Raw genomic sequence first — 14,669 nt, 5'->3', positions numbered from 1 at the left:
GCCCCGGAGAAGGGGATCCCGGCCGGCGGGGTGTCGCGGTACGGGGCTCAGACCGCCGGAGCCGGGTACGTCGGGTACTCCACCCCGGAGACGTGCTGGACGACGCGGACGACCTGGCAGGAGTAGCCGAACTCGTTGTCGTACCAGAGGTAGAGGATCGCGTTGTCGCCCTCGACCTTGGTGGCGCCGCCGTCGACGATCGAGGCGTGCCGCGAGCCGATGAAGTCGCTGGAGACCGCGTCGGGGGCGGTGGTGAAGTCGATCTGCCGCTTGAGCGGCGAGGTCAGTGACACGTTGCGGAGGTAGTCGAGGACCTCCTGGCGGTCGGCCTCGCGACCGAGCTGCAGGTTGAGGATGGCGATGGAGACGTCGGGCACGGGCACACGGATCGAGCTGCCGGTGATCCGGGCCTTGAGGTCGGGCAGCGCCTTGGCGACGGCGGAGGCGGCGCCGGTCTCGGTGATGACCATGTTGAGCGGCGCGGAGCGGCCGCGGCGGTCCGACTTGTGGTAGTTGTCCAGCAGGTTCTGGTCGTTGGTGAACGAGTGGACGGTCTCCACGTGGCCGCGCAGCACACCGAACTCGTCGTCCATCGCCTTCAGCGGCGGCACGATCGCGTTGGTGGTGCAGGACGCGCAGGACAGGATCTGCTCGTCCGGCTTGATCGTGTCGTGGTTGACGCCGTGCACGATGTTGGGGACGTCGCCCTTGCCCGGCGCGGTGAGCACCACCTTGTCGATGCCGGGGCGCAGGTGCTTCGACAGACCCTCGCGGTCGCGCCACTTGCCCGTGTTGTCGATGAGGATGGCGTTCTTGATGCCGTACGCCGTGTAGTCCACCGACGCCGGGTCGTCGGCGTAGATGACCTTGATCTCGTTGCCGTTGGCGGAGATCGTGCTGTTCGTCTCGTCCACGGTGATGGTGCCCTGGAACTGGCCGTGCACGGAGTCACGGCGCAGCAGCGAGGCGCGCTTGACGAGATCCTGTTCACCGCCGCCGCGCACGACGATGGCCCGCAGCCTGAGGCCGTTGCCGGACCCGGACTTCTCGATCAGCAGACGGGCGACGAGGCGGCCGATGCGGCCGAAGCCGTAGAGGACGACGTCCCGGGGGTCGCGGCGCTCGATCTTCTCGGCGCCGGTGGCGCCCGCGACGGCCTCGGCGGTGAACTCCGCCACCGTCAGGCCCCGGTCGTCCGCCTTGTAGGTCGCGGCGAGCATGCCGAGGTCGATCTGGGAGGGACCGAGGTCGAGCGTGGTGAGCGCCTGCAGGAAGGGCAGCGTCTGAGTGACCGAGAGCTCCTCGCCGGCGATCTGCCGGGCGAACCGGTGGGTCTTCAGGATGCTGACCACCGACTTGTTCACCAAGGAGCGGCTGTGCAGCAGGACCGTGACGTCCCGCTCGCGGTGCAGCTTCCCGATGATCGGGATCATCGACTCCGCGATCTCCTCGCGGTTCTTCCAGTTGGTGAACGAGTCGTCGTTGACAGTCACAGATCTATCTTTCGAGCTAGGCGGCGCTCATATGGTAGCCACACGATACTGGTGGGTGACGAGTGGTCGAACGCCGGGGTGCTCCCGTGCTGTCAGACGCCCGGTGGCGGCAGGCGAAGGTCCGCGGTGACGCGTTTGCCGTCGCGCAGCGGCGCGACCCGCACGTCGGCGGAGAGCTCGGCGACCAGTCGCAGTCCGTGACCACCGATCCGGCGGCCGTCCCGTGGCTGGATCTCCGGCAGGGCGGCGGAGGTGTCCCACACGGTGATGTGCAACACGTCGGCGCCGGGCGACAGCTCCAGCAGCAGACCGCACGGGCCCGGAGCGTGCCGCAGCGCGTTGGTGATCAGTTCGCTGACCACGAGCTGGGCGTCCTGGCCCACCCGCTCGTCCGGGACGTACCCGAGGCGGGACAGGAGCGCCGACACCGCCCGCCGCGCGTCGACACCGCGCAGGGTGTCGGCGTCCCAGGTGGCGCTGTAGCGAAGCGGATCGGGTGCGCGGAGGTGCTGTGCATCCGTCGCCTGATTCCTAAGCGGGATGACCATGTTCAATGGGGCCTTCGTGTGGGGGATCCTTAGTCGTCGAGTGACCGGCGGGTGGGCTGGCATCGAATTCCCGGCTACCCGCAGTCGCCGCGGTCATGAGTGCGACGCGGGATCAATCAGCCGGGCCGGAACCAATGCCACACATCGTTTGCCGGTGCACACCGACGGTGACGGGTAGGGGCCGCTCGTGAGCGAGGGTCACGGCCGGACCGCCGTGCGGCGCCAGAACCCGCTCAGCGCGTCGGCGAGTTCCTCGGGCGCCTCCTCGGCCATGTGATGACCGGACTCGACGGGGCCGCCGACCAGTTCCCCGCCCGCCCAGTCCCGCCAGACGTCCAGCACGTCGCCGTAGAGGTCGACCATGTCGTCCTGCGTCGCCCACAGCACCTGCAGCGGGCAGCCGATGCGCCGGCCGGCCCGTCGGTCCGCCTCGTCGTGCTCCCGGTCGACGCCCAGGCCGGCCCGGTAGTCCTCGCACATGGCGTGCACGGTGGCCGGGTCGTGGATGGCGCGGCGGTAGTCCTCGTACGCCTGCGCCCCCATCCGCTCAGGACCCGCCCGGTACCAGGCGTCCGGGTCGGCGTTGATGATCCGCTCGGCGGGTTTGTCCGTCTGCCCGAGGAAGAACCAGTGCCACCAGCTCGCGGCGAACCTCGCGTCGCAGCGCCCGAGCGCCTCCCCGATGGGGACGGCGTCCAGCACGCTGACGGCGGACACCGCCTCCGGGTGGTCCAGGGCGAGGCGCGTGGCCACGTAGGCGCCCCGGTCGTGGCCCACGACCGCGAACCGGTCGTGGCCGAGGCCGCGCATCACCGCGAGACAGTCCGCCGCCATGGCCCGTTTGGAGTACGGAGTGTGTTCCGGGTCGGTGGGGGGTTTGGCCGACTGTCCATAGCCCCGCAGATCGGGGCAGACCACGGTGTGACCGGCGGCGACGAGCAGCGGGGCGACGCGGTGCCACGTCGCGTGCGTGCGCGGATGACCGTGCAGGAGCAGCACGGCCGGTCCCCGGCCGCCGAACCGCACCCGCAGCTCGGCTCCGTCCCCCTCGCACCGCGTCAGTGTGAAGCCGTCGAACACCCCAGCCCCCTGCCCCTCGGCCTTCGCGCCCCGGACGTCGCGGGTCCCGTACCCCGGATCACCGGGAGCACACGGCTCCCCGCGAGCACCTGCTCGGCGACGACGTCCCCCGGGAGCTGCCGGCCGGGAGACGGACCGCCGGCCGGCCGACCACGCCGAGGCCCTCGGGGCGCTGGACACGGACGGTCAGCCGGCCGCCCACCTCTTCCGCTGCCGGGTCCGCGCGACCCACCTCGCCTGCGCGGATTTCACCTGGGGATCCTGGGGATCCTAGGAATTGTCCACGGCTCGCATGCCGGCCTCGTCGTAGCGCTCCCCGGCGGCCTCGGGCAGTTCGGCGTCGATGCGGGCCAGGTCCTCCTTGGTCAGCTCGACGTCGAGCGCGGCGGCGTTCTGCTCGAGGTAGGCGCGGCGTTTGGTGCCCGGGATGGGGACCAGGTCCTCGCCCTGCGCCAGCACCCAGGCGATCGCCAGCTGGGCCGGCGTCACGTCCTTCTCGGCGGCGATCTCCTTGACCTTCTCGGCGAGCCTGAGGTTCGCCTCCAGGTTCTCGCCGGTGAAGCGGGGACCGCTGCGGCGCCAGTCCTCCTTGTCCAGTTCGTCGGGCGAGGAGAACCGGCCCGCCAGGAAACCGCGGCCCAGCGGTGAGTAGGGGACGAAGCCGATGCCGAGCTCCCGGCAGGTCGGCAGGACCTCGGCCTCCGGGTCGCGCGTCCACAGCGAGTACTCGGTCTGCACGGCCGTGATCGGGTGGACGGCGTTCGCGCGGCGCAGCGTCCGCGGGCCCGCCTCGCTGAGGCCGATGTGCCGCACCTTGCCCTCGGCGACCAGTTCCGCGAGGGCGCCGACGGTCTCCTCGATGGGGACGTTCGGGTCGACGCGGTGCTGGTAGTAGAGGTCGATGTAGTCCGTGCCGAGCCGCTTGAGCGAGCCGTGCACCGAGCTGCGGACGTGCTCGGCCGAGCCGTCTTGCCGCCCCACCGTGCTCATGTCGCCGGGGACGGCGTCGTCCATGCGGTAGTTGAACTTGGTGGCGATCACGTACTCGTCGCGATGGCCCTTGACGGCCTGGCCCACGAGCGTCTCGTTCGTGAGCGGGCCGTACATCTGCGCGGTGTCGAGGAAGTCGATGCCCAGCTCGAGGGCGCGCCGGATGGTCCGGACGCCCTCGTCCTGATCGGTGGAGCCGTAGAAGGCGGACATGCCCATGCAGCCGAGGCCGATGGCTGACACCTCGAGGTCCCGCAGCCTGCGCCGCTTCATATGAGTACCGGCCTTTCCCGGAGAGTGGATCGTCCTTCTCCCATGGACGCTAGAACCTGGAGAGCACTCCAAGTCAAGCGCCGTCCCGGCTGAGGGGGGGCGGACGGCGGCACGCTGACGGACCGGCGGTGCGGATGCGATGATCGCGGCGATGTCACCCGCATCCCCGCTCACCCACCGCGACAGGAGCCCGCAGTGAGCAGTGTCCACCACGACGTCACCACGCTTCCCCCGGCCAGGGTCGAGGAGGTCGGCGACGGCGTCTTCGCGTACATCCAGCCCGACGGCACCTGGTGGATCAACAACACCGGTTTCCTCGTCGGCCGACGAGGGGTGATCAGCGTCGACGCCTGCTCCACGGTCCGTCGCACCCGTGCCTACCTGGACGCCATCGCCAAGATCACACCGCAGCCGGTACGGACGCTGGTCAACACCCACCACCACGGTGACCACACCTTCGGCAACCACCTCTTCGAGGGCGCCACGATCGTCGGGCACGAGGCCACCCGGGCGGGCGTCCTGGAATGGGGCGAGCCGAAGGACAAGCCGTTCTGGAACGAGGTCGACTGGGGCGAGTTCGTCCTCGAGCCGCCGTTCCTCACCTACACCGACTCGGTCACCGTATGGGCCGACGACCTGCGGGCCGAGGTGCGGCATGTGGGGCTGCCGGCCCACACGACGAACGACTCCATCGTCTGGCTGCCCGAGCGTGGGCTGCTGTTCAGTGGTGACCTGCTGTTCAACGGCGGCACTCCGTTCCTGCTCCAGGGATCGGTCGCCGGTGCGATCCAGGTCCTCGAGGAGGTCGTTCGGCCGCTCGGAGCGACGACCATCGTCCCCGGGCACGGCGCCGTGGCCGGGCCCGAGATCATCGACGACGTCCTCGGCTATCTGCGGTTCGTGCAGAAGGCCGCCCGCGACGGACACGACGCCGGGCTCACCCCGCTGCAGACCGCCCGGGAACTGGACCTGGGGGAGTACGGCGAACTGCTCGACCGTGAGCGGATCGTCGGCAATCTGCACCGCGCCTACGCGGAGTTGGAGGACGGACCGCTCGGCCGGCCCATCGACGCCGTCGCGGCGCTCGGCGACATGGTCACCTACAACGGCGGCCGCCCCCTGACCTGCCTGGCCTGACGCCCGCTCAACTCCACGCCAGAACCCGCTGCAGGGCCGCCCGGCCGGCCGGCCCCCAGGTCGGCCGGCCGCCGGGCAGGCCCTGTTCGCCCGCCCGGCCGATGTCGACGAGGGAAAGCCCGCGCAGGACGGCCCAGCCGCGTGCGCGCCCGACCGTCGCCGGGTCCGCCTCCGCGTACGTGGCGAAGAACCGCCAGGCCGCGCCCGCGGGCAGGAGCAGCCACGCGGCCGCGAGGTCGGTCGCCGGATCCCCCGCGCAGACGTCGCCGAAGTCGATCACGCCCGCGAGTGTGCCCGCCGCGACGACCACATTGGCCGGATGGAGATCACCGTGCAGCCAGACCGGTGGCGCCGTCCACTCCGGTGCAGCCACCGCCTCCTCCCACACCGCCCGGACGCCGTCGACGTCGACCCTGTCGGCGACGGCGTCCAGGTGCCGCTCGAACTCGTCCGCGCGGGAGGCGAGGGCACCCCGGTGCGGATTGGCCGGAGCGTCGGCAGGAGCCTTGACGTGAAGTGCGCCGAGGAAGTCGGCCAGCCGGTCGGCCGCGTGGCCGCCGCGGCCGGCCGGGACCCGGTCACCAGGTTCCCCGGGCACCCAGGTCACGATGTTCCACGGCCGCGGAAAGGCCGCGGAGGGTTCACCGGCCCGCACGGGCGTCGGCACCGGCAGCGGTAACTGCGGGGCGAGTACGGGAAGCCACCGCCGCTCGTTGCGGACGACGGACCCGGCCCGCCGATTGCGCGGCAGTCGCACCGCCAACTCCTCCCCGAGGCGCCACAGCCGGTGGTCCCAGCCCCCGGCGACCGGCCGCAGGGGCAGTCCCGCGAGGTCCGGGTGCTGCTCGCGCAGCAGACGGCGTACCAGAGGCTCGTCGATGTCGGTGTCGGTGTCGGTGTCGGTGTCGGTGTCACTGTCACCCATGGGGCCACCCTTCCACGGCGCCCCCGGTCAGCAGGCACGATCGCCCCTCGTTGCGTACCGGACGGCCCGTCACCATGAGCCCGGTGTGCCGGAAGCAAAGCCGGGCAGTAGCGGTGACGTGCGACAGCGTGCGGCCGGGAGGGCGCATCGGTCGCGTGTGCGAATTGCGGCAAGACGAAAGAAGCGTGGCGGCATGGTCGACACCAACACTGACGGCGAACACGAATCCCCCGGAGCCCCGAAGGGCGCGAAACGCGTGGCGGGCCTGCCGAGGCAGGTACGCGAGGACCTCACCCGCAGGCTGCGCCGGAACCGGCGGGCCTTCCGCAAAGAGGACGTCCAGGTCGTCGAGCCGCCCCTGCTCCGGCGTGCGGTCGGCGCGTCCGCGCTCGGCAACTGCATGGAATGGTTCGACTTCGGCGTCTACAGCTATCTCGCCGCGACGATAGGCAAGGTGTTCTTCCCCGGCGCATCCCCCGGGGCCCAGGTGATCTCCTCCTTCGCGACCTTCGCCGCGGCGTTCGTCGTACGCCCGCTCGGCGGCCTCGTCTTCGGCCCGCTCGGCGACCGCCTCGGCCGGCAGAAGGTACTCGCCACCACCATGATCATGATGGCGATCGGCACCTTCGCCATCGGGCTGATCCCCAGCTACGCCACGATCGGCATCGCCGCCCCCGTGCTGCTGCTCCTCGCCCGTATGGTGCAGGGTTTCTCCACGGGCGGCGAGTACGGCGGCGCCACCACGTTCGTCGCCGAGTACTCACCGGACCGCCGGCGCGGATTCCTCACGAGCTGGCTCGACTTCGGCACCTTCGTCGGCTACGCCCTCGGCTCCGCGCTGGTCACCGTGCTGAACCTGATGCTGACCGACGCCGAGATGCTCTCCTGGGGCTGGCGGATCCCGTTCCTGATCGCCGGGCCGCTCGGCGCCATCGGCCTCTACATGCGGCTCAAGCTCGAGGAGTCGCCGGCCTTCCAGCAGCAGCTGGACGAGCACGAGAAGAGCCTCGCCCAGGAGTCGGCGGGCGGCGAGCTCAAGGCGATCGTGAAGAACCACTGGCGGCCGCTGCTCATCTGCATGGGCCTGGTCCTGCTCTACAACGTCACCAACTACATGGTCACCGGGTTCCTGCCGACGTACCAGACGGAGACGCTGCACCGCTCCAGCGGCTCCGCCGATGTCCTGGTGCTGGTCGGTATGGTGTGGATCGTCCTGCTGATCACTTTCCTCGGCCGGCTGAGCGACCGCGTCGGCAGGCGTCCGCTGTACGGGTTCGCCGCGGCCGCGATGGTCGTCCTGGCGGTGCCGTCCTTCATGCTGATCAAGATGCAGGGCACCTGGGGCCCGATCCTCGGGGTGCTCGTGCTGTCCACCCTGCTGGGCTGCTTCGCCGCGCCGAGCGCGGCCACCCTGCCCGCGCTCTTCCCGACGGCCGTGCGCTACGCGGCCATGGGTATCGGCTTCAACTTCGCCGTCGCGGCCTTCGGCGGCACCACTCCGCTGGTCACCGAGGCCCTGATCAATCTCACCGGCAACGACATGATGCCCGCGTTCTACCTCATGCTGGCCGGTGCCATCGGTCTGGTGACGGTGTGGTTCCTGCCGGAGAGCGCCCAGGTCCCGCTGCGCGGCTCCCAGCCGATGGTCGGCTCGAAGGAGGAGCGGCGGGAGCTGATCACCACCTCCGAGGAACTGTACGACTCGCGGGCGCACGCCGGGCGGAGCTGACCCGGACCCGCACCGGCGGCCGGCGCGGCACGGTCAGTTTCCCAGGGGGTAGGTCACGACCTGCGGGAACCCGTCCGGCCGGCTGCCGCCGGTGTACGTCAGTACGATCCGGGTGAAGTGCTTCAGTCCCGGGTGCTTCTTCCACGGCTCCGGGCGGTCGAGCCGGACGGCCACCGCGTAGGAGTGGAACCTGCCCGCCGCGCAGTACGGCTTGCAGTCGTTCACCGCGTTCACGCCCACGGCCGTCGCCGCATTCGTACCCCACTGCGACCAACGCAGCCCGCCGAGGCGGCTGTTGCCGTCACCGCAGGCCAGGATGAAGTCCCTGGGCTGCACGTTCGGATGCGACGTGCAGTCGACGAGTACGGGCCTGGACCGCACCGTCGTGGCCGTGGCAGAAGCCGCCGCCGACGCGCCGGCGGCCGAGGGCATCGCCGCCGCAAGCAGCGCGCCCGTCCAGAGGGTGATCGCTGTCCACACAACCGGTCCGCGCATCTCGACCCCGCTCACTCACGTTGACCCCGCTCGCCCGCGGTCGACTCCCTATCGACGCTACGACCCTCGCGGTCGATGCACCACTCGCACGGGCGAGCCGCTCCCATTGTGGGTTCCTACGAATTTCTGTGCGACGGGTTACCGCTTCCAAGGGTGATTGATAGGAAACTTTCCTATCAAGGCTGCATGCAGCACCCGCCACCCCCCACGACCACTTGGAGCCCCCGTGTCGCATCCCGACCGAGAGACAGCCCCCGTCCCCTTCTCCCGCCGCACCGTCGTCACCCTGATCGGCGCGGTCGCGTCAGGAGCCCTGCTCGGCGCCCCGCGTGCCGCGGCGACATCCGCGGCCGCCCCCGGGCTCGACGACCCGGCGAAGAAGGAGATCGCCATGAAGCTGGTGTCCAGCGCGGAGAACTCCTCCCTCGACTGGAAGGCCCAGTACAAGTACATCGAGGACATCGGCGACGGCCGCGGCTACACCGCCGGCATCATCGGCTTCTGCTCGGGCACCGGCGACATGCTCGACCTCGTACAGCTCTACACCGACCGCAAGCCCGGCAACGTGCTCGCCACGTACCTCCCGGCGCTGCGCAGGGTCAACGGCAGCGACTCGCACGCCGGGCTCGACCCGGACTTCCCCAAGGACTGGCGCAAGGCCGCCCAGGACACGGCGTTCCAGCAGGCGCAGAACGACGAACGCGACCGGGTCTACTTCAACCCCGCGGTCAAGCAGGGCAAGGCGGACGGACTGCGCGCGCTGGGCCAGTTCGCCTACTACGACGCGATCGTCATGCACGGCGACGGCGACGACCCCACCAGCTTCCGCAACATCCGCAAGCGGGCCCTGCGCAGCGCCAAGCCGCCGGCCCAGGGCGGCGACGAGACGACGTACCTGAACGCCTTCCTCGACGCCCGGGTGTGGGCCATGAAGCAGGAGGAGGCCCACAGCGACACCACACGGGTCGACACCGAGCAACGCGTCTTCCTGCGCAAGGGGAACCTGGACCTGAACCCGCCCCTCGACTGGAAGGTGTACGGCGACAGCTATCACATCGGCTGACGCCCGGCCACCTCCAGTTCGCCCCGGTCATGTCAATGTGACGTATCCCGCCCCTCAGCAGGCCCGGAACCCCCTAACGGTCATCGCGTGGCACGGCAGCAGAGTGGCCGAGACCATGGTGTTCGTCACCGGCAGGCTGAAGGGATCGAAAATGTTCCGCAAGGTGCTGGTCGCCAACCGTGGGGAGATCGCGATTCGCGCGTTCCGCGCCGGCTACGAGCTGGGCGCGCGCACGGTCGCGGTCTTCCCCCACGAGGACCGCAATTCGCTGCACCGGCTGAAGGCCGACGAGGCCTACGAGATCGGTGAGCCCGGGCATCCGGTGCGGGCGTACCTGTCGGTCGAGGAGATCGTCGCCGCCGCGACCCGCGCGGGCGCGGACGCGGTCTACCCCGGCTACGGCTTCCTGTCCGAGAACCCCGAGCTGGCCCGCTCCTGCGAGGAGGCGGGCATCACGTTCGTCGGGCCGAGCGCCCACGTCCTGGAGCTGACCGGGAACAAGGCGCGCGCGGTGGCCGCGGCCCGCGAGGCCGGCGTGCCCGTGCTCGGCTCGTCCGCCCCCTCCACCGACGTGGACGAACTGGTGCGCGCCGCCGAGGAGATCGGCTTCCCCGTGTTCGTCAAGGCGGTCGCGGGCGGCGGCGGGCGCGGCATGCGGCGCGTCGAGGACCCCGCCCAGCTGCGCGAGTCCATCGAGGCCGCGGCCCGCGAGGCGGCGTCCGCGTTCGGCGACCCCACCGTCTTCCTGGAGAAGGCCGTCGTCGAACCCCGCCACATCGAGGTGCAGATCCTCGCCGACGGGCAGGGCAACGTCATCCACCTCTTCGAGCGTGACTGCTCGCTGCAGCGCCGCCACCAGAAGGTGATCGAGCTGGCGCCCGCCCCGAACCTCGACCCGGAGCTCAGGGACCGGATCTGCGCCGACGCCGTGCGCTTCGCCCGGCAGATCGGCTACCGCAACGCGGGCACGGTCGAGTTCCTGCTCGACCGGGACGGCAACCATGTCTTCATCGAGATGAACCCGCGCATCCAGGTCGAGCACACGGTCACCGAGGAGGTCACCGACGTCGACCTGGTCCAGTCCCAGCTGCGCATCGCCGCCGGCGAGACGCTCGCCGACCTCGGGCTGTCCCAGGAGTCCGTCACCCTGCGCGGCGCCGCCCTGCAGTGCCGGATCACCACCGAGGACCCGGCCAACGGCTTCCGCCCCGACACCGGCCGCATCAGCGCCTACCGCTCACCGGGCGGCTCCGGCATCCGCCTGGACGGCGGCACCACCCACGCCGGTACGGAGATCAGCGCGCACTTCGACTCCATGCTGGTCAAGCTCACCTGCCGCGGCCGGGACTTCAGGGCCGCGATCGGCCGCGCCCGGCGCGCCGTGGCCGAGTTCCGTATCCGCGGCGTCGCCACGAACATCCCGTTCCTGCAGGCCGTCCTGGACGACCCGGACTTCCAGGCCGGGCGGATCACCACGTCGTTCATCGAACAGCGCCCGCACCTGCTCACCGCGCGCTCCTCCGCCGACCGCGGCACCAAGCTGCTCACCTATCTCGCCGACGTCACCGTGAACAAGCCCCACGGCGAGCGGCCCCAGCTGATCGAACCGACCACCAAGCTGCCCCCGCTGCCCGCCGGCGAGCCACCCGCCGGCTCCCGGCAGCGGCTGGTCCACCTCGGCCCGGAGGGCTTCGCCCGCTGGCTGCGCGAGTCACCGACGATCGGCGTCACCGACACCACCTTCCGCGACGCCCACCAGTCCCTGCTGGCCACCCGGGTGCGCACCAAGGACCTGCTCGCCGTGGCTCCGGTGGTGGCCCGCACCCTGCCGGAGCTGCTGTCCCTGGAGTGCTGGGGCGGCGCCACCTACGACGTGGCCCTGCGCTTCCTCGCCGAGGACCCCTGGGAACGGCTGGCCGCCCTGCGCGAGGCCGTCCCCAACCTCTGCCTGCAGATGCTGCTGCGCGGCCGCAACACCGTGGGCTACACGCCGTACCCGACGGAGGTGACCGACGCCTTCGTGCAGGAGGCCGCCGCCACCGGCATCGACATCTTCCGGATCTTCGACGCGCTCAACGACGTCGGCCAGATGCGGCCCGCCATCGACGCCGTACGGGAGACCGGCACGGCGATCGCCGAGGTCGCCCTCTGCTACACCTCCGACCTGTCCGACCCGAACGAGCGTCTCTACACCCTCGACTACTACCTCCGCCTGGCCGAGCAGATCGTCGAGGCGGGCGCCCACGTCCTCGCGATCAAGGACATGGCGGGTCTGCTGCGCGCCCCCGCCGCCGCCGAGCTGGTCTCCGCGCTGCGCCGCGAGTTCGACCTGCCGGTCCATCTGCACACCCATGACACGGCGGGCGGCCAGCTCGCCACCTACCTGGCCGCGATCCAGGCCGGCGCGGACGCGGTGGACGGCGCGGTGGCCTCCATGGCGGGTACGACCTCCCAGCCGTCGCTGTCGGCGATCGTGGCCGCCACCGACCACTCCGCACGGCCCACCGGCCTCGACCTGCAGGCCGTCGGAGACCTGGAGCCGTACTGGGAGAGCGTCCGCCGGGTGTACGCCCCCTTCGAGGCGGGCCTGGCGTCGCCCACCGGGCGCGTCTACCACCACGAGATCCCCGGCGGCCAGCTGTCCAACCTGCGCACCCAGGCGGTCGCGCTCGGTCTGGGCGACCGCTTCGAGGACATCGAGGCGATGTACGCCGCGGCCGACCGCATGCTGGGCCGCCTGGTCAAGGTCACCCCCTCCTCCAAGGTGGTCGGCGACCTGGCCCTGCACCTCGTCGGTGCCGGCGTGGACCCGGCGGACTTCGAGGCCGAGCCGAACCGGTACGACATCCCCGACTCCGTGATCGGCTTCCTGCGCGGCGAGCTGGGCACCCCGCCGGGCGGCTGGCCGGAGCCGTTCCGCAGCAAGGCGCTGCAGGGCCGCGCCGACGCCAAGCCGGTGCGGGAGCTGACCGCCGAGGACCGCACCGGTCTGGAGAAGTCCCGGCGTGCCACGCTCAACCGGCTGCTGTTCCCCGGCCCGACGCGCGACTTCGACACCCACCGTCAGGCCTTCGGCGACACCAGCGTGCTGGACAGCAAGGACTTCTTCTACGGGCTGCGTCCCGCGAAGGAGTACACCGTCGACCTCGAGCCCGGCGTACGGCTGCTGATCGAGCTCCAGGCCGTCGGCGACGCCGACGAACGCGGCATGCGCACCGTGATGGCCAGCCTCAACGGCCAGCTCCGGCCGATCCAGGTACGGGACAAGGCGGCCGCCTCGGACGTACCGGTGACCGAGAAGGCCGACCGGTCCGACCCCGGCCATGTCGCGGCACCGTTCGCCGGGGTGGTGACCCTCGCGGTCACCGAGGGCGCGGAGGTCGCGGCGGGGGCCACCGTGGCGACCATCGAGGCGATGAAGATGGAGGCCACCATCACCGCGCCGAAGGCGGGCCGGGTGTCCCGGCTGGCCATCAACCGGATCCAGCAGGTGGAGGGCGGCGACCTGCTGGTGGAGATCGCCTGAACCCGCCGGCGCGCACCAGGGGGTGTCTTGTGGATCAGGCCGGTCCAGACCGACGGCGTCTTCCAGCCGACCCCGGCATGGCCCTGGGCGTTCCCGACCCGCCGACGGCATCGCGCCGGGCCGTCGGCGGGGTTCGGGGCGTCGCCGGCCATGGTGCGCCTGTGGCGTGCACCGGCTCGGGCGACCGCTTCAGGCACGGCTCCACTCGAGCCGCGAGGCGCGTCCCTGCGCGCGCCCGGCCTCGGCGGCCGGGCCGCGTGTGGCCGGGTCGAGCGGGTTGGCGCCGATCGCGGCCCGGGACGCCTCGTCGGGTTCCACGACCGCCACCAGGGAGCCACTGGCACGCAGCTTCTCCACGGCCTGTTCCAGCGGCGCGTCGCTGGGGAACGGCTCGGTGCCCCCCATCGGTGTGATCACCAGCACCCGGGAGGCCCCGGCCGCGTAGTCGGCGTTGGCGACGGAACGGACGCCGCCGTCGACGTACCGGCGCCCGTCGATCGTCACGGGCGGCCACACCCCCGGCACCGCGCAGCTCGCCGCCACGGCGTCCACCAGGTCCACGTCCGAGGACCGGTCGAACACGCGCGGCTCCCCGCTCTCGGCGTCCACCGCGACGATCCGCAACTCCCGCTCGGGCCACCGGTGCAGGGGCAGCCGCGATTCGATGACCGCCCGGCGTTCGGGCTCCGGCACGGTCGTCGCCTCCAGCGCCACCTTGCCGACCGCGCGCCGCATGTCGGCGACGGTCGCCGCGCCGCCCATCGCGCCCGCGATGTCCGCGGCGAAGGCCTCCAGGTCCATCTAGGCCACGATCTCGGCGGCCTGCAGCGCGGGGTCGACCTGCCGGGCGTAGAGCTCCTCCAGCGTCAGTCCACTGCCCAGCTGCGCCGCGACGGCCGACCCGGCCGAGGTGCCGACGATCAGATCGGCCCCCGTCACGTCCTGTCCCGCGTCGGCCAGCCCCGCCAACAGCCCCGTGATCCAGGCGATTCCACCGACCCCGCCACCACCCAGTACCAACGCCTCGGTCATGCCCGCCCTTTTGTCCGTCGACAACGTCGATGTGTCCATGTGCAGCCAAGTATGCGGCGGCGGCCGGCCCTCGAGGTGGTTTCTCCGCCGGCCGCCGGCTTCTCGGCCTGTTCGTGTTCCCGCGGTGGGTCAGGTCGGGGGCGGGTTGTCCCGGCCCTGCTCGCGGCCCAGCTCGTCCTTCAGCCTCTCCTGGGCGGTGTCGACCTGGGAGCGGTACTTGCCCTCGGTCCTGTCGTCGACGTAGTCGCCGGCCTTGTCGACGCCCTTGTCGGCCTGGCTCTCGTGGCCCTTCAGCATGCTCTTGATCTTGTCCATCATGGACATGATGTGCCTCCTCGGTGAAACGGGCGGACGGGGCCCCGTCACCAGGGTCGGCAC

At 71.2% G+C, this 14,669-nt stretch carries 11 protein-coding genes and 1 pseudogene; 4 read left to right on the top strand and 8 right to left on the bottom strand.

The window, feature by feature from the left end; translation table 11 throughout:
* Positions 1-47: 47 nt before the first annotated feature.
* The 4 genes from ACFY0F_RS30325 to ACFY0F_RS30310 all read right to left on the bottom strand — a co-directional run bounded on the left by ACFY0F_RS30325 (position 48) and on the right by ACFY0F_RS30310 (position 4,384).
* Positions 48-1,493, bottom strand: coding sequence for a glyceraldehyde-3-phosphate dehydrogenase (locus tag ACFY0F_RS30325; RefSeq protein WP_388801184.1), 1,446 nt, complete (start codon positions 1,491-1,493; stop codon positions 48-50).
* Between the two features lie 92 nt (positions 1,494-1,585).
* The gene (locus tag ACFY0F_RS30320; RefSeq protein ID WP_388801181.1) at positions 1,586-2,041 is read right to left on the bottom strand and encodes an ATP-binding protein; all 456 of its coding nucleotides are present in this window, start codon (positions 2,039-2,041) and stop codon (positions 1,586-1,588) included.
* A gap of 198 nt (positions 2,042-2,239) precedes the next feature.
* The gene (locus ACFY0F_RS30315; protein ID WP_388801178.1) at positions 2,240-3,121 is read right to left on the bottom strand and encodes an alpha/beta fold hydrolase; all 882 of its coding nucleotides are present in this window, start codon (positions 3,119-3,121) and stop codon (positions 2,240-2,242) included.
* A 270-nt stretch (positions 3,122-3,391) separates the two neighbouring features.
* Complete coding sequence (locus ACFY0F_RS30310) at positions 3,392-4,384, bottom strand: aldo/keto reductase (RefSeq protein ID WP_388801175.1); 993 nt, start codon at positions 4,382-4,384, stop codon at positions 3,392-3,394.
* A 195-nt stretch (positions 4,385-4,579) separates the two neighbouring features.
* Here ACFY0F_RS30310 and ACFY0F_RS30305 point away from each other — a divergent pair, with 195 nt between their 5' ends.
* Positions 4,580-5,521: an MBL fold metallo-hydrolase gene (locus ACFY0F_RS30305; protein WP_388801173.1), complete on the top strand. Its 942-nt coding sequence runs from the start codon at positions 4,580-4,582 to the stop codon at positions 5,519-5,521.
* Between the two features lie 7 nt (positions 5,522-5,528).
* On the opposite strand, the gene ACFY0F_RS30300 is transcribed toward ACFY0F_RS30305, so the two are convergent.
* Positions 5,529-6,446, bottom strand: a complete 918-nt coding sequence (locus ACFY0F_RS30300; protein WP_388801170.1) for an aminoglycoside phosphotransferase family protein — start codon at positions 6,444-6,446, stop codon at positions 5,529-5,531.
* 193 nt (positions 6,447-6,639) lie between these two features.
* Between ACFY0F_RS30300 and ACFY0F_RS30295 the strand changes: the two genes are divergently transcribed.
* Positions 6,640-8,175, top strand: coding sequence for an MFS transporter (locus tag ACFY0F_RS30295; protein ID WP_388801168.1), 1,536 nt, complete (start codon positions 6,640-6,642; stop codon positions 8,173-8,175).
* A 33-nt stretch (positions 8,176-8,208) separates the two neighbouring features.
* Here ACFY0F_RS30295 and ACFY0F_RS30290 read toward each other — a convergent pair whose 3' ends face one another.
* Positions 8,209-8,670, bottom strand: coding sequence for a hypothetical protein (locus tag ACFY0F_RS30290; protein WP_388801165.1), 462 nt, complete (start codon positions 8,668-8,670; stop codon positions 8,209-8,211).
* A gap of 226 nt (positions 8,671-8,896) precedes the next feature.
* Between ACFY0F_RS30290 and ACFY0F_RS30285 the strand changes: the two genes are divergently transcribed.
* Together ACFY0F_RS30285 and ACFY0F_RS30280 are read left to right on the top strand one after the other, a co-directional pair.
* Positions 8,897-9,733, top strand: coding sequence for a chitosanase (locus tag ACFY0F_RS30285; RefSeq protein WP_388801162.1), 837 nt, complete (start codon positions 8,897-8,899; stop codon positions 9,731-9,733).
* Positions 9,734-9,884: 151 nt separating this feature from the next.
* The gene (locus ACFY0F_RS30280) at positions 9,885-13,259 is read left to right on the top strand and encodes a pyruvate carboxylase (RefSeq protein WP_388801370.1); all 3,375 of its coding nucleotides are present in this window, start codon (positions 9,885-9,887) and stop codon (positions 13,257-13,259) included.
* A 189-nt stretch (positions 13,260-13,448) separates the two neighbouring features.
* On the opposite strand, the pseudogene ACFY0F_RS30275 reads toward ACFY0F_RS30280, so the two are convergent.
* Together ACFY0F_RS30275 and ACFY0F_RS30270 are read right to left on the bottom strand one after the other, a co-directional pair.
* A pseudogene (locus ACFY0F_RS30275) lies at positions 13,449-14,291 on the bottom strand (patatin-like phospholipase family protein).
* Positions 14,292-14,420: 129 nt separating this feature from the next.
* A complete protein-coding gene (locus tag ACFY0F_RS30270) occupies positions 14,421-14,615 on the bottom strand; it encodes an antitoxin (protein ID WP_388801159.1) in 195 nt (64 codons plus the stop codon).
* Between the last annotated feature and the right edge of the window lie 54 nt (positions 14,616-14,669).

The organism is Streptomyces sp. NPDC001544 (genome assembly GCF_042894285.1).
In the GTDB taxonomy this organism is placed as follows: Bacteria; Actinomycetota; Actinomycetes; order Streptomycetales; family Streptomycetaceae; genus Streptomyces.
The sequence above is the reverse complement of the archived record's forward strand: the minus strand, read 5'-3'. Positions and strand labels throughout refer to the sequence as shown.